General features: G+C 52.9%; 14 protein-coding genes. 4 read left to right on the forward strand and 10 right to left on the reverse strand.

Features of this window, described 5'->3' with window-relative positions; all coding sequences use genetic code 11:
• Nucleotides 1-149 precede the first annotated feature (149 nt).
• The 9 genes from STSP2_RS04725 to STSP2_RS04765 form a co-directional block, all read right to left on the reverse strand.
• Nucleotides 150-563 (reverse strand): hypothetical protein, encoded by a 414-nt coding sequence (locus tag STSP2_RS04725; RefSeq protein WP_146660325.1) that lies wholly within the window; start codon nucleotides 561-563, stop codon nucleotides 150-152.
• A gap of 65 nt (nucleotides 564-628) precedes the next feature.
• A complete protein-coding gene (locus STSP2_RS04730) occupies nucleotides 629-1,369 on the reverse strand; it encodes a hypothetical protein (protein ID WP_146660327.1) in 741 nt (246 codons plus the stop codon).
• Nucleotides 1,370-1,664: 295 nt separating this feature from the next.
• Nucleotides 1,665-4,475 (reverse strand): right-handed parallel beta-helix repeat-containing protein, encoded by a 2,811-nt coding sequence (locus STSP2_RS04735; protein WP_146660329.1) that lies wholly within the window; start codon nucleotides 4,473-4,475, stop codon nucleotides 1,665-1,667.
• A gap of 414 nt (nucleotides 4,476-4,889) precedes the next feature.
• Complete coding sequence (locus STSP2_RS04740) at nucleotides 4,890-6,455, reverse strand: LamG-like jellyroll fold domain-containing protein (protein ID WP_146660331.1); 1,566 nt, start codon at nucleotides 6,453-6,455, stop codon at nucleotides 4,890-4,892.
• Between the two features lie 74 nt (nucleotides 6,456-6,529).
• Nucleotides 6,530-8,215 carry a FecR domain-containing protein gene (locus STSP2_RS04745; RefSeq protein ID WP_169852997.1) on the reverse strand — a complete coding sequence of 562 codons (1,686 nt, stop codon included), beginning with the start codon at nucleotides 8,213-8,215 and terminating at the stop codon, nucleotides 6,530-6,532.
• The gene (locus tag STSP2_RS04750; RefSeq protein ID WP_146660335.1) at nucleotides 8,212-8,781 is read right to left on the reverse strand and encodes a sigma-70 family RNA polymerase sigma factor; all 570 of its coding nucleotides are present in this window, start codon (nucleotides 8,779-8,781) and stop codon (nucleotides 8,212-8,214) included. The genes STSP2_RS04745 and STSP2_RS04750 overlap by 4 nt, the downstream gene beginning before the upstream one ends.
• A gap of 283 nt (nucleotides 8,782-9,064) precedes the next feature.
• Complete coding sequence (locus STSP2_RS04755) at nucleotides 9,065-10,600, reverse strand: LamG-like jellyroll fold domain-containing protein (RefSeq protein WP_146660337.1); 1,536 nt, start codon at nucleotides 10,598-10,600, stop codon at nucleotides 9,065-9,067.
• A 226-nt stretch (nucleotides 10,601-10,826) separates the two neighbouring features.
• On the reverse strand, nucleotides 10,827-11,741 hold the full coding sequence (locus STSP2_RS04760) for a formylglycine-generating enzyme family protein (protein WP_169852998.1): 915 nt from the start codon (nucleotides 11,739-11,741) through the stop codon (nucleotides 10,827-10,829).
• 37 nt (nucleotides 11,742-11,778) lie between these two features.
• Nucleotides 11,779-12,204 carry a hypothetical protein gene (locus tag STSP2_RS04765; RefSeq protein ID WP_146660340.1) on the reverse strand — a complete coding sequence of 142 codons (426 nt, stop codon included), beginning with the start codon at nucleotides 12,202-12,204 and terminating at the stop codon, nucleotides 11,779-11,781.
• 400 nt (nucleotides 12,205-12,604) lie between these two features.
• Here STSP2_RS04765 and ltrA point away from each other — a divergent pair, with 400 nt between their 5' ends.
• Nucleotides 12,605-14,179, forward strand: coding sequence for a group II intron reverse transcriptase/maturase (ltrA, locus tag STSP2_RS04770; RefSeq protein WP_146660341.1), 1,575 nt, complete (start codon nucleotides 12,605-12,607; stop codon nucleotides 14,177-14,179).
• Between the two features lie 79 nt (nucleotides 14,180-14,258).
• Nucleotides 14,259-15,482, forward strand: a complete 1,224-nt coding sequence (locus STSP2_RS04775; protein WP_146660342.1) for an IS256 family transposase — start codon at nucleotides 14,259-14,261, stop codon at nucleotides 15,480-15,482.
• A 430-nt stretch (nucleotides 15,483-15,912) separates the two neighbouring features.
• On the opposite strand, the gene STSP2_RS04780 is transcribed toward STSP2_RS04775, so the two are convergent.
• Nucleotides 15,913-16,767 carry a prepilin-type N-terminal cleavage/methylation domain-containing protein gene (locus STSP2_RS04780; protein WP_146660343.1) on the reverse strand — a complete coding sequence of 285 codons (855 nt, stop codon included), beginning with the start codon at nucleotides 16,765-16,767 and terminating at the stop codon, nucleotides 15,913-15,915.
• Nucleotides 16,768-16,845: 78 nt separating this feature from the next.
• Here STSP2_RS04780 and STSP2_RS04785 point away from each other — a divergent pair, with 78 nt between their 5' ends.
• Nucleotides 16,846-17,520, forward strand: coding sequence for an IS1595 family transposase (locus tag STSP2_RS04785; RefSeq protein ID WP_146660344.1), 675 nt, complete (start codon nucleotides 16,846-16,848; stop codon nucleotides 17,518-17,520).
• A 385-nt stretch (nucleotides 17,521-17,905) separates the two neighbouring features.
• On the forward strand, nucleotides 17,906-18,589 hold the full coding sequence (locus STSP2_RS04790) for a hypothetical protein (RefSeq protein WP_146660345.1): 684 nt from the start codon (nucleotides 17,906-17,908) through the stop codon (nucleotides 18,587-18,589).
• The last annotated feature ends 113 nt before the right edge of the window (nucleotides 18,590-18,702 follow it).

Genomic DNA, 18,702 nt, shown 5'->3' on the forward strand with positions numbered 1-18,702 from the left:
CTTGCATTTGCTCTCCGTATGGGTGTTTGTAAGTTTGAATATATCATCCATTTATATTAAAAAGTGTCTGACCCTTTTTACTTAAGGAAATATTGTCTACACATAAGGACAAGCTTTATTGCTTGCAAAATAATTAGCTACTCTGTTGCTTATGCATCTGGGAAATTGGCCGCAACCGTGAAGAATGCAAACACCGACATCATTACTGCGGCAATGTTGATGAACACCCATTTGCGATGTGATTGCGTTATGCAAGATACGATCGTCCAGACAAGACTGATGAAAGCCGATGTCGCAGAGCCAAAGAGAAGAATCGGCCAGAGAAAGCCCCACAAATACCACAGATTCTTCCCTGTTTCTGATCCAGCCACGAACTGGGCAACGGTGGCTCCGCCTGCGATCAGGAATATGTAAGTCATAACGATCGCTACGACTGAGGGCAGGGCATGAGAAACTATGACTCCGCCAAGGTTGAGCCGCTTTCGGTGTGCCCAGAAGTGGACGGCGAGTACATAGGGACACCACACGACAAGATAAGCCAGGAATATTGTTCTGTTTTCCATTTTGTATTATTTTATGATTGAACAAGTACTATGTAAGCATGGGTGGATCTGGCTTTTATAGTTTCTTACTTTATTTTACTTTGTTTTCTAAAAAACTTATTAACATGAGCGGTTGATTCTATTTCCCGAACGCTTAGATATGCATATTCGAATTTCATATTCTCAGCCAGGTTAGTATGCTCATCCGGAATAAGCTTTTCTAGTTCATATCTGACAAATTTCCATTTTGCAATAAACTGGGCATATTCATCGCTACAACTTGACATGACCTCTTTCCTGCTTCTACCCTGTAATGGTTCGACGCCGCGATCAGTGACGACTAGATTTTGATTTTGTTCTTCCAGTTCGTGCCAGGAACTTAAGTATTTCGTTTTGGACTGATCGATAATCACAATGATAGAGCGATCCGAATCAAATCCGTACCAAGACTGCCGCTGATCTGCATTCCAGAAATCCGTGGTCTCTAGTTTGTTTAAAAACGACGATATCTCTTTCTGAGAAAGAGCAGCTTTATAGTATGGGCTTCCTCCCTCTATTCGATTCGATGAATATACCATTGTACCATCGGGCCAAATACAAGTTATAATTTGGGGAACTAAGGCTTCTGAGCCTGCAGAGAGGTTATCAGAGGTAACGGTCTTGTTGGCAGTCAAAGAAACGAAAACAGATATTATGGGAAAATCTTTTCGGCCCTCAGCATTAGCCACAAGGTTGACTTTGCTCCCAAGTTCGTTAGTTGTACAGCCACACATCAGACTCAAAGAATGGAGTAGGGATAGCATCACTAAAACATTTATTTTATTCATAATTTATCTCATAAATGGTTAGACGGTTTGCATGATGTCTATGAATTTTAGTCTGGTTCAAAGTTTGCTTACACATTACACCGTGCCACGGTTGCTGAGGTCATCCATGATGACAGGTTTGGTTTTGTATTGTTGTTGAGTCATAACAGAGTCTATTATAGCGGTAGGGGGTGAGTTTGCCAGATTATTGTGGTGTTTTACGGCAGTTTTCAGGCTATTGGGGCGCATGGGTGGTGCGGCGGCCTGGGGGCTTGCCGTTGGGGTCGGTTATGATTTGTTTTGCGAGTTCGGGTTTTTACCAGTCCCTGCTGAATGATGCGAAGTCGGAGAAGTCAATCTGGCCGTTGCGGGAGATGTCGGCTGGTGAGAGTGCTGCGTCGTTGTTGAGCCAGGATTCGCCGAGCAGGGACAGGTCGTTTGCGTCTACGGTTCCGTCGTTCTGCAGGTCGGCAGCGCTGCCTGAGGTGGAGTCGGACATTGAGGCCTGGCGGGTTCCGCCGTATGCGCCGAGGTTTATGAGTTGGCCGTGGGGGTAGAGTTCCAGGGTCCAGTCGGCGAGCGGGTCGCCTGCGTCGATCGCGGGGCTTGTGACGGAGTCCTTTATCCATGATTTGGTTGTCGGGTCGTATCGGCCGTTGCGGGACTGGAGGCGGTAGTCGCCGTCTGACCAGTAGATGTCGTCGCCGTCGAGGATCCAGCGGCCAGTGTCGGAGGCGTAGAGGGGGTCGCCGTCGATGTTGTTGGAGGCGTGGGGGAGGGCGTTGATGTCAGTTGCGCCGGTGCAGGTTGCGGAGGTGTCGTTGTCGTAGTAGTCGCCGTCGGGGTTGTCGTAGAAGAGGCAGTAGGTGACGGCGGGGTCGGAGGCGGAGTGGTTTTCGTAGATGGCTGTGCCGACGTTGTGTGTGAAGATGGAGTTGGTGATCGATGGTGAGCAGTCGTAGCAGGCGATGCCGCCGACGGTGTTCGCGGTGGTGTTATAGTTGACGGTGCAGTTGGTCATGCCGAAGGGGGATTCGCTTGCGTAGATCGCGCCGCCTACGTTGGCGGTGTCGTTTGCGGTGAAGCGGCAATTTTTGATCTGCGGGTCGGAGAGGGAGGCGTATATTGCGCCGCCTGCGTTGTCTGCGCTGTTTGCGATGAAGGCGCAGTCGGTGATCGTCGGGGACGAGTTGAGGGCTGCCTGGATCGCGCCGCCGAAGTGATAGGCGGAATTGTTTTTGAACGTGCAGTTGTCTATCACGGGGCTCGATGCGAGGCAGCGTATGGCGCCGCCTCCGGTGTTGGAGCCGTAGGCGTGGCTGTCGGTGATGATGCAGTTGGTGATGGTGGGGGATGCGTAGCTGAGGTTGATCGCGGCGCCTTCGAATGCGTAGCCGCGGGTGATGGTGAAGCCGTCGATGAGGGATGTGTTTGTTTCGTTATTTTCGAAGCGGAAGGCGAGTGCGCCGGACTGGCAGTCGATGGTGCAGTTTGCGGGGCCGTTGAGGCTCTTGAGGGTGAGGGCCTTGCCGTTGAAGTTGATGAGGTTGTTGCCGGTGCCGGTGTATGTTCCGTCCATGACGATGACCGTGCCGTCGGTTGGGATGAGATCGAGGGCTTCCTGTATCGTGTCGAACGGGTAGGTCTGTGTGCCGTCTTCGGAGGGCTGGCCGGGTCCGTCGTCGTCTACGTAGAGGGTTGTGGGGACGGCTTCGAATTCGACGGTGACGGATCTGTCTGCGTCCATCGTTACCTGGTTGGTGTTCGTTTTGAGGGTGTCGTCGTCCGTGCCGGACCATTGGCTGACGCGGTAGCCGGGTGCGGGCGAGGCGGTGAGGTCGACGGTTGTGCCGGGGGCGTAGCTACCGGACTCGGGTGAGATGGAGCCGTTGGAGCCTGTGACGGAGGCGGTGAGGCTGTATAGCGAGGCGGGGGCTTCGGGGTGGTGGTAGCCGATGTCGACTGTTGCGGTGTCGTGAACGCCGTCGGTTCGAGTGGTGAGTGCGTCGAGGGAGAGGTTGTATGCGAGGTCACTGCCTGCGTCGACGCAGGGGCTTTGGGAGGGCTGGCCGGAGGCGGTTTGGCTGAGGTAGTAGTCGGAGAGCGGGCCTGTGACGAAGAGGGGATCGCCGTCGATGTTGTCGCTGGCGTTGGAGATGTTCATGTTTATTTCAGCGGCGGTGGAGAACTGCCAGGTGTCGTAGTCGCGGAAGTCGGCGACGGTGTTTGAGTAGAAGTGGCAGAAGGTGACGGTGGGGTCGGCGTTCTGGCCGTCTTCGTATATGCCGTAGTTTGTGTTGTAGGCGATGGTGCAGTTGGTGACGGTGGGAGTGGTTGCGGCGGAGTAGGTGCTGTAGCAGTAGATGCCGCCACCGCCGTTGAATCCGGCGGAGTTGTGGGCGATGGTGCAGTTGGTGATGATCGCGTTTGCGCCGTAATCGCAGAAGATGGCACCGCCTTTTTGAGCGGCGGAATTGTTGGCGAGGAGGCAGTTATTGATGGTCGGGCTGAGGTGGGGGTCGCAGTAGATAGCGCCGCCGCTTTCGGAAGCGGTGTTGTCGGTGATGACGCAGTTTTCGATGGTTGGGTTGACGAAGCCGCCGACGGAGATCGCTGCGCCGAGGGCGGCGGAGTTGTTGGTGAAGGTGCAGTCGGTGATGAGGGAAGCGGTATCGATGCAGGAGATTGCTGCGCCGAGGTATGCGGAATTATTTTTGAAGACGCAATTTTTTATTGTGGGGGATGTTGAACCGTCCCAGCCGCCGTTGATCTGAATTGCGTTGTTGGTTGCATTGATTATGGTGAAGCCGTCGACGGCGGCGGCGGATGATTCGCCTGTCATGAAGAATACGAAGGCGGAGGAGTTTGCGGCGCTTTGGCAGTCGATGGTGCAGGCTGCGGGGCCGTTGGCGCTTTGGAGGATGAGGTCCTTGCCCTGGAAGTCGAGCATTGTATTGTTTGTGCCGGTGTATGTGCCGTCTGTAACGGTTATAGTGTCGCCGGGGGATGCTGCGGTGACGGCGGATTTGATGTCGGGGTATGTTTGTCCGGTGCCGACGGTTAGGTTTGCGGCGTGTGCTGACGGCAGGCATACGAAAAGTGCGAGCAAAAGGATCGACTTCTTCATCACGGGCCCTCTCCCTGAGTAAAGTTATAACCGAGAAAACCCTTGCGCAGATCTTCTCTACTAATTATTGACTATGTATTTTAACATATCTGCGGTTTTGATCCAAGTGAAATGTTGGATCTTCGGTATGTGGTGAGTGTGATATGGCGTAGAAAAGGGCATTCAAAAAGATGGTTAATCAGGACGGGCCGCCGCAAAATTTAACAGCCGCGCCTCCGACGTACTTTGAAGGGGTCCATTCTCGGCGAACCGTGAAATTATGCGGCTGGTGAGTTCGGTAAATGGTGGAGAAAGTTTGAACCCTGCTCCCGTTCTTTAATGTTTCGTAATGTCGCAAAAAAGGCGGGGCAGTTTTCACTGCTCCGCCTTGGGGAGTGATGTCACTATTATGTGACTTCGGTTCGGTTTATCTGCTTAGTTTGCAGAGATGATTCCGCTGTCTAGCCACTGTGCGGCGAAGATGGCGAAGTCCGCGATGTTTACTTCGCAGTCGTCGTTGAAGTCCATAACGGGTGCGAGTGCACAGACTTCTCCGCCTACTTCGTTCACGTAGAGCTGAGCGACGTCTGAGGCTGTGAGCGGGTAGTTGTAGATGCGGACGTCGTCGAGTATGCCGCCGAGGGGGATGGAGCCGTCGTCGCGAGCACCGATGCTAACTACTCCGTCGGTGTCAGGGCCTACTGTGCGGGTGTAGACGAGTTCGGCTACGCCGTTCTTGTAGATCGTGACTGTTTCGTCGGCTTCGTATGTGATGACGAAGTGCTGCCACTGGCCCGCGGGGTCGAGGTCGAGGAGCGATCCTGTTCCGATGTTCGAGGGGCTTGTGTTGATCCAGATCGCATCATCAGTGGGCTGAACCACGAAATCCCATCGTGCGTTGTCCCAGCCGGTGGTGCCGTCTTTTGCGGTGATGCATGTGTCGGTTGTGACGCCTGCATCGAGGTTGACCCATGCTGAGATCGTTGGGGTCGTGCCCGGATCGAAGGTGCCCGCGGTTGCGTAGGCGTTGGGGTCGGAGACTATCGAGACTGCGCCTGCGGGGTCGCCGTTGGCGCCGGGGACGAAGACGGAAGAATCGATCGTGCCGCCTACGAGGGCGTCATTGCCGTTGCCGCTGACGTCGATGTATGCTCCGTCGACGAAGTCTGCCTGGTCCATTGTCCAGTGTGCGACGAGGCGCTGTACCGTGAGTGCAGCGGTTTCGGAAGTGACGGTGCCGCCGGGTGCTGTGACTACGCAGTAGTAGCTGCCTTCGTCGGTGAGTGCTACTGACGGGAAGGAAAGGGCCTGTGTTGTCGCGACGTTAGGATCGTTTGTGCCGTCGAGAACCTTTTTCCACTGATAGGTGAGGCCTGTGGAATCGCCTGTTGCGGAGTTGACGGCGTCGACTGTGAATTCAGCGGGATCGCCGAGAAGTACGGACTGGTCGGCGGGTTGGGTCACGATGGACGGGACCTCGGTTGTGGTGACTTCTGAAGTGAGAGAGACGGTGTCGAGGAAAGTCCAGTTCCATGCGCCGTGGAAGCGTACGCCGATGGGCTTGCCGACGTAGTCTGCGCCTGCTGCTGCGACGAATTCACCTGTTCCCTGGTCCCATGTTCCGTTGCTGGTGTCGGTGGAGCTGATGCTGACGGACCAGCCTGGGATGTCGGTCTGCACGCCGGCATCTTCGTAGTAGAGCTGGGCGGTGAGGGGACGGCCGGCGGTGCTGATGGTCATGTAGAAGTCGATGGTGTAGGTGTTGCCTGCGACGATGTTGTGAGCGGTCGTCTGGTAGGCGCTGCCGTCGTTGTTGGACTTGCCGAGGACGATGCTGTAGGTTCCCTGGTGGACGTTGTCTGTTCGCCACTGTCCGTCGGTGCCTGTGATGGTCCAGTCGGAGTCTGGGGTTTCAAAGCCGCCGTTGACCAGGACCTCTTCGGCTTGTGCAGCCGAGACAACTAAACACAATGAAAGTAAACAAATTACGAGTCTCATCATAGACCCTCCAAAAGAAATTAGTAAAACTTATTTCACACAGCTTTTACGTTGCTGTTGACACACTTATAAAGACACTACTTTGCCAGGATCAGTGTCGGATCGGCGATGGAGGCAGTATTGAATCTGATATCGTCATCGCTTCCGTCGGTTGCTATAATGGTCAGGAACCTGTCATCGGGGTAAAGCGGTACGTCGATGAGGACGCCTTTGTCGCCGATGTTGTAATCCTGTTTTTCGAAACGTATCCGGCCGTCCACGAGGACGTGTATGCTTGAGATCGTGTCGGGGTACTGGGGGGCCTTGTGGTCATTGAGGCCGTAGACGCCGTAGAATTTTGTGAAGTCCTTGTTTTCGCTTATTTTGTAAATGCGCCTGAATGCGTCGAGGTCGAATGTTATGCCCTGGTTCGGGTTGATCTTAAGGGCATTGGCGGGTTTGGAGCGGACGTTTTCCGGGAGCTCGAAGCTGTCGTACCAGCCCATTCGGTAGATGCCGACGAAGAATTTGTCGTTGGTGGGAGGGCAGTTCTCGAATGTTTGGCCGGTGGATGAAATCTGTACGGGTCCGGCGGCTGGGTTGGGTGCGAAGACGCCGTCGACGAACGGGTTGCTGGTTACGGGATGGTATTTGCCGTCGGAGGAATAGTTGAAACGCTGCCAGTTCTTTTCGGTGTCCTTTATGAAGCTACCATGTCTGAGATCGCCGGTTCGGGTGTCGATGCTCCAGTTGTCGGTTCTGGTGCTTTCGGTGAAGTTGTGTGCGACGATGTCTGCGAGGTTTATGTCTTCGCCTCGCCAGAGCAGGTTGTGATCTGAATCGATGTTTCTTACGAAGAGGCGGTCGCTGCAGGGTGTGCGGTAGATATTGCCTGTGGTGGGGTCGACCATGCGTGCGTTGTCTGCGGTTATTTCCTCGCTGGTTTTATTTTTGCCCTGTCCCGCGACGAGGACGGTTTTGCCTTCGAGGACGTGCAGTTGTACCGATCCGCTGGACGCGACTTCTACGCCGAATTCGGTGCCGAGGTCCATGATCTTGGCGTTTCCGGTGGAGACCGTGAATCCGCAGGCTTCTGGGGGTACGACGGAGTAGAGTTTGCCGAGGTTGAGGCGGACCTGGTCGCCGGTTATTATGGCGATTTCGGCGGGGCCTTCGAGGATGACTTCGGCGTTGTTGTCGAAGCGTATCTTTGCGAAGCCGCTGCGGAGGGTGAGGTTTTTCTGGTGTGTGTTGAGCCTGTGGCCGGGTTTTATGCTGTTTTCGGACCATTGGGCGTTTATTGTGTCGGTGACGGTTGCGACTTGATCGGCGGTTCTGGATTCGGTGATGAAAAGGCCTATTATGAGAAGCAGTGCCGCGGCGGTGGACAGGGCGAGGGTGTAGGCGGCAAGTTTGCTTACTTCGCGTTTTTTGGGTTTATGCGTGGAGACTGTTTTGTGCGGGGAGTGTTTGGCGGTGCTTGGTTTGGCAGCAGGTTCGTCAATTTCCAGGGTTTGTGCGGAAGCTTCCTGCTGTGCAAGGGCCTGCCAGAGGTTGGCATCGAAGTCGGGGCCTATTTCATCGGGCTGCTGGATCTCGAAGAGCTTTTTGGGGTCCTGCAGGGCCGAGTGGAGCTGTAGCGAGTCGATGTAGTAGTCCAGCGCATCGGGGTCGTTTCGGAGGAGTTCGTTGAGGCGGGTTTTGCCCTCGGCGGAGATGGTGCCGTTGAGTGATTCTTCGATGAGGAGCGCCAGCAGTCTTGTGGAGGAGTTGTCATTGCTCATGTGATGTTCTCCTCTACGAGGCGGTGACGGATGCATTGGACGAGTACGTTGTGTATTCGGGAGAGCGTTCTGTAGATGCCCATTCGATTTCTGGAGAAGCGGTCGGCGATCTGCTGGGGCGGCAGGCCCTGTTCGTAACGCATCTGGACGATCTTGCGGTCCTTTGTGTCGAGCTTGCCGAGGCATTTTCTCAGTGCGTCGACGTATCTGCTTTGCGGGTCGGTTTGCTGGTCCATGAGCTCGCCGGTGCGGTTTGCGATGATGTCGAGTACGTCGTGTTCGAGGATCTTTGACTGCTTGCTTTGTTTGCGGTAGTGGGCACGGACGCAGTTATGGGCTATTTTGATGCCCCAGGCGGCGAAGTTGGTGCCTGGTTTGAACTGGTCGAATTTTGACCACATGACGGTGGCGACTTCCTGGAAGATGTCGTCGGCGTCGTTGTGATTTGGGACCAGCATGAGGATGTAGGTCTGAATCCGCTTCTGGTTTGTTACAAAGAGGCGGAGATAGGCCGATGCCTTTGATGCTTCGGTTATATCATGATTTTGCTGGTTTCTGTCTGTCATAAAGCTTTTTCTGTTCCCAATGAGGGATTGAACGAATTGTGCTACGCTTAAGGGCACCTCTAACAATTCATTTTGTCGGACAAGCGAATCTTTTTAATTCCGAGCGGCGTCAGACAAAAACCGCTTTAGCGGCAACTAAAGCTGATCTGTCTTCCTTGCCGGAACGCAAAAATCTTCTACTTGCCGCTCAAAAGCAATTATTAGAGCTACCCTTAATGCAGGGTTCTATTCGGTATTAAACGCAAAATGTTGTTAATTTTGTAATTTTTCTCTGAGTTTGGATTTATTGCCGGTCGGTTACGTCGTAGACGCGGACGTAGTCGACGGTGAAGTAGTCGGGGAGGTTTGCCTGGGTGATGTCGCCTGCCCAGGAGCCGATCTCTTCGCTGAGATAGACGTATTCGGGGACCTGCGAGACACCGCCTGCTGAGGTTCGCCAGACCTCGTTGCCGTCTATATAGAAGATGTATTCGGTCGGCGTCCACCATACGCCGAAGCGGTGCCAGCCCTCGAGTGCGGCGGGGTAGTTGGTGATCTGTCCGACTGACTGGTGCTCTTCGCCGTAGCCGTCCCAGTGGAGAGCGTGCTGTACGCGGCCGTCTCGGTAGGGCCATTCCATGACGTCAATTTCGGTGCCGTCTGTGCCTTCATTGCCGATGGAGCCGGTGCCTGCACACTGGATCCAGAATGCGGACCAGTGGCCGGGCTGGTGGGGGAGTTTGCAGCGGGCCTCCCAGTAGCCGTATTTGTGCTCGAATTTGTCCTTTGTCCAGACAGCGCCGGATGTGTAGCGGTCGCCGTCTTTTCGGACTCGGAGGATTAGGTTGCCCTGGCCGTCGAGGTAGGAGTTGTCTTTGGTCCACCAGCCGCCCTTGCGCTGCCAGTCGCCCTGTATGGTCCATTTGGTCAGGTCTATGTCGGTTCCTTCGAATTCGTCATTGAAGACGAGTGTCCAGGTTTTGTCGGGGGGCAGGTAGGGGAGGCTGCCGTCGTCGGTGAGGGGGCCGTAGCCGTCTTCGAGCCAGTGGGAGGCGAAGATCATGAGGTCGGAGTAGTCGACGATGCAGTCGTTGTTGAAGTCCATGGAGGGTCTGTCGGCGCATATCTCGCCGCCTGCCTGGTCGACGTAGAGCTGAGCGATCTGTTCGTATGGGAGGGGGTAGTTGTATATTCTGACGTCGTCGAGGGTGCCGTGGAGGGGGATGGTGCCGTTGGCCCGGGCACCGATCGCGACGGTGCCGGAGTCGTCGGGGCCTGGTGCGCGGTCTTCGAATGTTCGCATTTTTACGGCGTTTTTGTAGAGGGTTGCGGTGCCGTTAGCGTCGATGGTGAGGCATAGGTGCTGCCACTGGCCGGGCGGATCGAGGATGCCGGGGGCCGCGAGGTTGGTGCTGAGGTTGGCCCAGATGCCGGCGGTGTCAGCCTGGACGAGGAATTCCCATTTTGCGTCGTCCCAGTGGGCGGAGTCGCTTCGTTTTGCGGTTATGCAGGTATCGCCGGATGCGTTTGGGTTCAGTTTTACCCATGCGGAGATGGTGAGGGTTTGGCCGGGGTCGAATGTGCCTGCGGTCGCCCATGCGGCGGGGTTTGCGTAGAGGTCGAGGGCGCCGGTGGTGTTTCCGTTGACGCCGGGGACGAAATTGGGCGGCGGGGTGTTGGCTGCGGCGTGATGGTCGTTGCCGCTGACGTCGAGGTATAGGCCTTTGGCGTAGTCGGTCTGGTCGAATGTCCAGTGGGCGATGAGGGTGTTTTCGGCGGATCGGGCGGTGGAGAGGCAGGTGAGAGCGAGTATGGCTGCGATAAACAGGGTATTTTTCACTTGGACGGTCCTTGCAAAAGTACGGAACTATCTTTTGGTTACGGCTAGATGGGGCGCGGAGCGTGATTTTGCACGTAAAAACTGTTAAAGATCTGTGAATTGTTTAGTTTTTCGGTAGCGATGTAGCGTTTTTGGACTTGGTGAGTGGCTGGTAAATTGTTGTAGGTCAGGGATTTATGTTCAAGGTTGCAATTTAAAGTGTCTGACCCTGTTTACTTCTCGTAATTCATTTAACAAGAACACATCGAAAGCCTGTTTCAGAGTTGTCGCCTGAGAAATTGTTTTGGTTCAAGGGGTGTAAAAAGTCTTTTCTGGCGGTGTTCCATGAAGCGCCAAATGATATTTGCCCATCATGCGAAATCTCAGCGACATTCCCACGCAAGTCATACAAGCCGAGCCGATTGACAGTTCCGGAGCCGACGGGCCTGGTGGAGTTCAAGTATTGCTTAGAACCAGCCGGGGTGACCGAACCGTCAAGTGCCGCATCGGCAACGTACTGCTGCCATTGGTCAAAAGTCGGTAGTGCATAGGAGTATCCCTTTGGTAATTTACCTTTTTGCCGGTCAAGCTCGGTGGCTTTTTCACAGAATGTTCTGGCCTGGGCCGATGTGACAGACTCAACGGGCAGGGCAGGGCCAACAAAGTGACTTGGGTTACAACCCATTAATTTCTCGAATTGCTCTTGGGTCGTTTCATACCGCGACACGTAGTAATCTGCGTTCAGCTTTACCATTTCCATGCCCATGGAATTTGTGAAGCCTTCATTTTCGATAACTTTGACAGGGACAACGGTTTTGATAAAGTCAGCTACGGTGCTCCCATATAACAAGCTGACGGATGCAATCAGCAACAGAGCAACCAGGTAATGTGCTTTGCCGACACCAGCGATTTCCTTCTTTTTCAAGAAAGCAATGCTGCCTTGTAATAATAGAACCACAGACCAACTGATCAGAAGTGAAACGGCCGCGAACTGAATTGCGTACCATGCAGCAAAGAAAAATGCTACTCCGATCAGCGGTTCGTCGAGATTTGTGAGCCGAATCAACTCGCTTAATTCATAGATTACAAATGCAACGGTGGAAATACAGCAGACCACGATTGCTGTCATGATGGTAAATCGTTTGCTGTATATATTGTTCATTTTGCTCCTAAGTTGCATGTGACACATAGCCATGAATCTACTTCAATATGATTTTGTAGAATTTTAAATCCATATCGGATTTGATTAGTTTTTTCCAGTTTATTTCTGTCTTCAGGTAGCCTTCATTTGTCAGGACCGCTGCACCCTTGTCACGGGAATGCCAGAGATCTATGTGCCAAATCGCTACGAACTCCCCAGGAGGAGTATCCGGGTTGGGATTAACAATCAGGACACGGTTCATATTCACCTGGCTGGGACTGGAGGGCTTAATTACGGATTGCTCCTCTAAGCTAGCGATGGCTGTGTCTATATTGCCGGTCTTATATGCGTCAGATATTGCGGTTTGGATTTGCGCACCCAATGTATAATTTTCAGGAGTTAACGGCCAGGTTAACCGCCATACAATTAGAAGAAGTATTGCAACAACAAACAGTGTAGCAATGTACCAGACAACCTTTCTCATTTACTCCGATAACGTACGATAAGTTTCGGAAGCGCCAGGAGACTGGCAAGGAGTAGCGGATGCGAGAGCCGTACAATGAAGGTTTAGCGAGCCACATTGGCCCCGAGTCATGTGGGTGGGTCGGTAACGACACATCTGAAGCGTTGACAGGGGTACATGCGGGCCGGGTATTGAGCCGCGTAAGTTCTTGCGTAACAGATCGGAGTGCCGACGCTGTCGAAACTGTCGGAAGGCAATACTGGATACGCCGTTATCGCAAGGCATATTCAGACTCCGCGCGGTCGAAGACCCCGTGCACGCATGGAAACTCTTTGCACAGGAACTGGGAGATCCTGTGTTCAGCCTTATCCAAAGAATCTGGAAAGGTTCGCACTGCAAATCCAGAAGGAGCAACGCAGTGATGCACGAGCACAGGAAGTCGGACAGTCCCATAGTACCGGAGACGCTCTTGAACAAAGATTGTGATACATTACAGTCGGCGGAGAGAGCCGAGGGAAGGGGACTGACCAAGGGCAATCCGTCCCAGCAAAACAGGTGCCGGACTCAGAGCCGGGCAGGCCTGCAAAGTGCGTTGGAACGGATACGGCAGGCAGCGGCCGGGGACAATAAGCTGCGGTTCACCTCGCTTTGGCACCATGTCTACAATGTAGAACGCCTCAGAGAAGAATATTTCAGCATCAAAAGACAGGCAGCAGCAGGCGTAGACGAAAAGACATGGCAGGAGTATGGGGAAGACTTGGAAGAAAATCTCCAAGACCTCTCAAGCCGACTAAAGCGCGGGGCATATAGAGCCAAACCCGTCAAGCGGGTTTATATCCCAAAGTCTGATGGACGGCAGCGTCCCATTGGTATAACTACCATAGAGGATAAGATCGTCCAGCGGGCCACGACAACTGTACTGAATGCCATATACGAGACTGATTTCAAAGGCTTCTCGTACGGCTTCCGTCCAGGTCGTAGTGCTCATAATGCTCTTGATGCTGTAACAGTCGGCATACTCAAACGCAAGGTGAACTGGGTGCTCGATGCCGACATATGTGGATTCTTCGATGCTATCGACCACAGTTGGCTTATAAAATTCATTGAGCACTGGATTGGAGACCAGCGAGTAATTCGCCACATAAAGAAGTGGCTCAATGCTGGTGTGCTGGAAGAAGGCAGGCGAGTACAGTTTAAAGAAGGTACTCCACAGGGAGGAAGTATTTCCCCTCTGCTGGCAAACATCTACCTTCACTATGTATTTGACCTTTGGGCCCATCAATGGCGTAAGCGAAACGGCCAAGGCCATGTTATCATGGTCCGGTACGCAGACGATATCGTGGTGGGCTTCCAGTACAAATCGGACGCAATGCGGTTCCGGAAAGATATGCAGAGCAGGTTTTGCAAGTTCAATCTGGAATTGCATTCCGACAAGACCCGCCTGATTCAATTCGGCCGTTTTGCGGCAGAGAGAAGGGCGGCTAAAGGTCAAGGCAAGCCTGAAACTTTTGACTTTCTTGGTTTTACGCACATCTGTGCCAAATCAAGCAAAGGCACTTTCAAGCTGCTTAGACTCCCAATTCGCAAGCGTGTGCAGGCAAAGCTGAAGGAAATCAAGGAGCAGTTGAAAATACGCAGGTATACGTCCATACCGGAAATGGGGCGATGGCTCCACTCTGTGGTGAGTGGCTGGTACCGCTATTATGCTGTTCCGAATACCTTTCGTTATCTTGGCAAGTTCAGACGGCGGGTTGCCTGGCTGTGGTTCAGAGCATTGCGACGGCGCAGTCAGCGAAGCAGGATGACCTGGAGTCGAATGTACAAGCTGATGGATAGATGGCTTCCTAAACCGAGAATCTTGCACGCATATCCCCAAGCTCGTTTAAAGGCTGCACGTTATGACCCAAGGCAGGAGCCGTATGCGGTAATCCCGCACGTACGGATCTGTGCGGGGGGCTGTGAGCAATCACAGTCCCTACCGCGACCACATTTTTGAAGTGGATTAAAAAAGTCCTTTCGCTGGTCGATGGTATTTACAGTACATACTTACCATTTTGCCAGAGAAAGGACTTACGATGCAGAAGAATGAATCGGACAGATCGGTTGCGGACTTGAACAAAGCTATTAAAATTGACGAATCGCAGATTCAAAACCACCTCGGCGAGATGGTCCGCAGCACCGTCGAGCAGACGCTCAACAACATGCTCGATGCAGAGGCGGATCAGCTCTGCAATGCCAAACGCTACGAGCGGACCTCAGAGCGAGTCAACAGCCGGGCAGGTCATTACAAGCGAAATCTGCACACCAGATCGGGCGAGGTCAAGGTGAAGATGCCAAAGCTTCGCAGGGCAAAGTTCGAGTCGGCGATCATCGAGCGATACCGCCGACGCGAAGCTAGCGTCGAAGAGGCACTGATGGAGATGTACCTGGCGGGCGTTTCGGTCCGCCGCGTGGAAGATATAACCGAGGCCCTGTGGGGCATGCGGGTCAGTGCAGGCACGGTCAGCGATCTTAACCAGAAGATGTACGAGCGGATCGACGAGTGGCGGAACCGAAGGATCGAAGGCGAGTATCCATACGTCTACCTCGACGGCATCTGCCTGAAACGAAGCTGGGGCGGCGAGGTTCGCAACGTCTCTGTGCTCGTTGCGATCGGTGTGGGCAAGGACGGCTATCGCGACATCCTTGGCGTCGTAGAAGGCGGCAAAGAGGATCGAGACGGCTGGAGCGGCTTCCTGCGTTCGCTCAAGCAACGCGGGCTCAAGGGTGTTCAGTTGGTCGTTTCGGATAAGTGCCTCGGCCTGGTCGAATCGCTGGGCGAGTTCTTTCCCGACGCACGCTGGCAGAGATGTACGGTTCATTTTTACAGGAACGTATTCTCGGTCGTGCCGCGAGGAAAGATGCAGGAGGTATCTGCGATGCTAAAAGCGATCCATGCACAGGAGGACCTCGCAGAAGCAAAGAAGAAAGCTCATGCCGTCGCCGACAAGCTTGATGGCATGAAGCTGCGAAGGGCTGCCCAGCGAGTTCGTGAAGGTGCCCAGGAGACACTCAGCTACTATCACTTCCCGCGGAAACACTGGCGACAGATCCGCACGAACAATCCGCTGGAGCGGATCATGCGTGAGATACGCCGCAGGTCGCGAGTGGTCGGCTGCTTCCCGGACGGCAACTCAGCCTTGATGTTAGCCGCTGCTCGTCTGAGACACATTGCCGGGACGAAATGGGGCACGCGAAGATACATGAATATGGATCGGCTAAGAGAAATGCAGAACGAAGCGATAGCCGAAGCCATTTAGCCCGATAAAAAATTTCACCCCCATGGGGGTGATCAGGACGATAAGCCATGACCAACGAAGGACAACAAATCAAATGTGCGAAAAATTCCTTGCACTACGTTTACTCCTCCCAGTTCCTATGTGCGGTTGTGGTGCGGGTTTTGATCATAACGAAATCTATTATAACGGCAGGGGCTTATTTTACCAGAGTTTGTGGCATTTGAGAGGGTTTTTGGTGGTTCGGACTGTGGTTTGGTGGTGGGGTGATTGTCGGTCTATCAAAAGATGGGGAGATTGAAGTGTGTTGCTGAGTATTCATCTCATTTTGATAAACATCCGACAGAAGCAATGTAATATCTTCTGGAGGTGCTTAAGTGTGCGCAAGAGCGGGTTATAGTGCTGGCTGCTGTTCAGGCGGTGTCTGGTTTTGTGGGAAACGCGCTCTGTGCCTCTAATACGGACACGTCTTGCTTTTTATATCTCTGCCGGGGTAGGCAGTCAGATAGCTTTTAGTGAATTGCATGCCGTTTATTGTTTCGCTTTCATAAGGATCTACGTGATCGACATGGCCGTCGGCAAAGACTACGTTGCCGACTCCGCCGCTTTTGGTTTGAATGGCTCCTTGACTGCCTACTTCCATTCTGGATGACAATCCGGAATTGTTATGATAGGTCCCGATGCTGTCGCCGACCTGGCCGAAAGAGTCATTTGGGTGCCGAGCGAAAAAGTTAGTGTCGTTGAGAACATGCGAACAAATATCTTTCGAGCCACCCTGTCCCATTTGCCACATCGATTCCTCCACAAAAACAGCTACCTGTGAGTTCATTCGGGTGATGTTGGAGGACCTTAGATGTGTCGTTCCCAGGTAGGCGTTCTGGCTGTAAGCATACTGCGGTTCGATGGGGATATCCTCGTCGTGGTCGAAATGGTCCGCACCGTACTGCTTTCCGATACTCTTGAAGGTGGGGCACATGTGGGCGTCTGCAGAGGCGAGATAGCTCCACAACGGTCCGGCGTTGGAGGGAGTGACTGTCGGCATGGTATTTCTGTCGTGCCACTGGCAGTTCCGGGTCGCCGGGGGGATCCAGCTTTTATAAATCGCGGTCATGGGGTTCGGGAACTTCTGGTTATAGTCGGCGAGATACATATTCATCGCGAGGCCGTACTGCTTTAGATTGGTCTTGCAGACTGTCATGCGAGCCATTTCTTTGACCTTGCCCAATGCGGGCAGCATGATAGACATAAGAAGGCCGATTATTGCGATAACTACCAGGAGCTCGATTAGGGTGAAAGCTTTTCGTTTCATTCTCTTTGCCCTTCACAATACATAATGGTTCAAGGGAAGATAACTTGACTGAAAATGACGTTAAGTTATTATCCCACAATGATTAACAAGTACAAAAAGCGTTCAAAAATTTCAGAGGCCAAATTCCGGCAGATTGTCAAGCTGTTCGCCTTGGATATTGAGGCCAGCAAAATTGCAGAGCTGACAGGTCTTTCTAGAAAGACCATCAACACTATTCTTTACAAAATTCGAATACGGATCGCCGAATACTGTCAGCAGCAAAGTCCGTTTGACGTCGGCGAGATTGAGATCGACGAAAGCTATTTCGGAGCCCGACGCGTACGTGGTGTTCGAGGTCGCGGCGCGAAGGGAAAACATATTGTCTTCGGCCTGATCAAACGCGGCGGCAAGGTCTATACCCAGGTGGTCAAAAACTGCTCTAAAAGCACTCTGATGCCCATTATAAAGCAAAAGGTTAACAAGGACTCGACCGTGTATACCGATGGTTTCAAAACCTATGACGGCCTGGTTGACTTTGGCTACAAGAAGCACTATCGCGTCAAACATGGTGAAAACGAATTTGCTGAAGGCCGCAACCACATCAACGGCATTGAGAACTTCTGGGCGATTGCCAAAGGTCGGCTCAATAAGTTTCGAGGAATCAGCAAAGGTACCTTTGCTCTGCACTTGAAAGAATGTGAATTTAGATTTAACCATCGACACGATGACCTGTATAAGTTACTGTTAAAAATACTCAGAAAGAACCCAATTTAATCCAAGTTATCTTCCCTTGAACCTACATAATTGTTTTTGCGCGCCTTCAGGCATAGTCTACGTGTAATTAGTACCAAAAAGGGAGTTAAATGTAAAATCTTTATTTCATTTTTCAATTACTTTTCGGGGTAGACATACTTACATGCAACGGCATGAGCAGCAGATACTCAGCTCCTATGAATGTCTGAGGCCGTTAGAATCTGACTGTATCGGTTGCGGCGTTACTCTTTCAAACGTGATTTGCATCAGCTTTGTTCGCCTTTTCTTGGGCGGCCCAGGGGGGGGTTGGCATATTTGGGATTTTTTACCTTGTGGGGTTCTGGTTCTGGGGGATAATTGAGTTTTGCGGGGGATGGGGGTGGTTCTATTAGAAAGGGGGCGAATTATGGGCATTACTGCGAGATATTATGGTTGGCATTGTGCGGGGGATTTTCGTCGAGCGGCTGCTGGGTTGTTTTTGCTGGCGGTGGTGTTTTATGGGGGCGGGTGTTATCCGGAGTTTGTCAGTCCGATCAGTACATCGCTTTCGCGGCAGATGGATGACAGGGTGCTGGGTAACTGGGTGCGTAGGATCGGGGGCAGGGAGGTGCAGCAGGTTTCGTTTTTCCCGCGGGAGCTGAGCGACTGGGTGGATATCGTGTTCGTGTACGGGATCGATCTTCGCGAGCGGTACGGCGGGGCGAATGTGGAGGTTTATCAGGGTTATCGTGCATTGATAGACGGTGATGATTATTTGTGCTTTCGCAGGCGGGTGAAGGATGAGCCGAACGTTCTGCCGGAGGAGAGAGTTTTTTATATTGTGGGGTACGAGGTGGATGATGATGTGCTAACGATACGTATGCTTTCGCTCGATGAGATCGAGGATGTGATAGACGATGGGGATCTGGAGGGGGAGGTGGTGGTGCGCAATCCCGACGAGGGAGTTTTTTATGATACGATTTTGGTGACCTCGTCGAGTGAGCGGGTGACGCGGGTGATAGACGATGAGGGGATCGACAGGCTGAGCGAGGATGACGATTTTCATACGAAGGTTTTTTACAGGGAGCTGGACAGTTGGAGGCGCTACTGATCTGCGGCAGGGCTGAGAGGTGTTGTCGTGGTGGATTGGTGAGCGGCGACGGGAAAAATGTTGAATCGAGGAGGGCTTAAAGGTAAGATATATATTGTAAAGCCAGGCTTTGA

Origin of the sequence: Anaerohalosphaera lusitana (assembly GCF_002007645.1) — a bacterium.
In the GTDB taxonomy this organism is placed as follows: Bacteria; Planctomycetota; Phycisphaerae; order Sedimentisphaerales; family Anaerohalosphaeraceae; genus Anaerohalosphaera; species Anaerohalosphaera lusitana.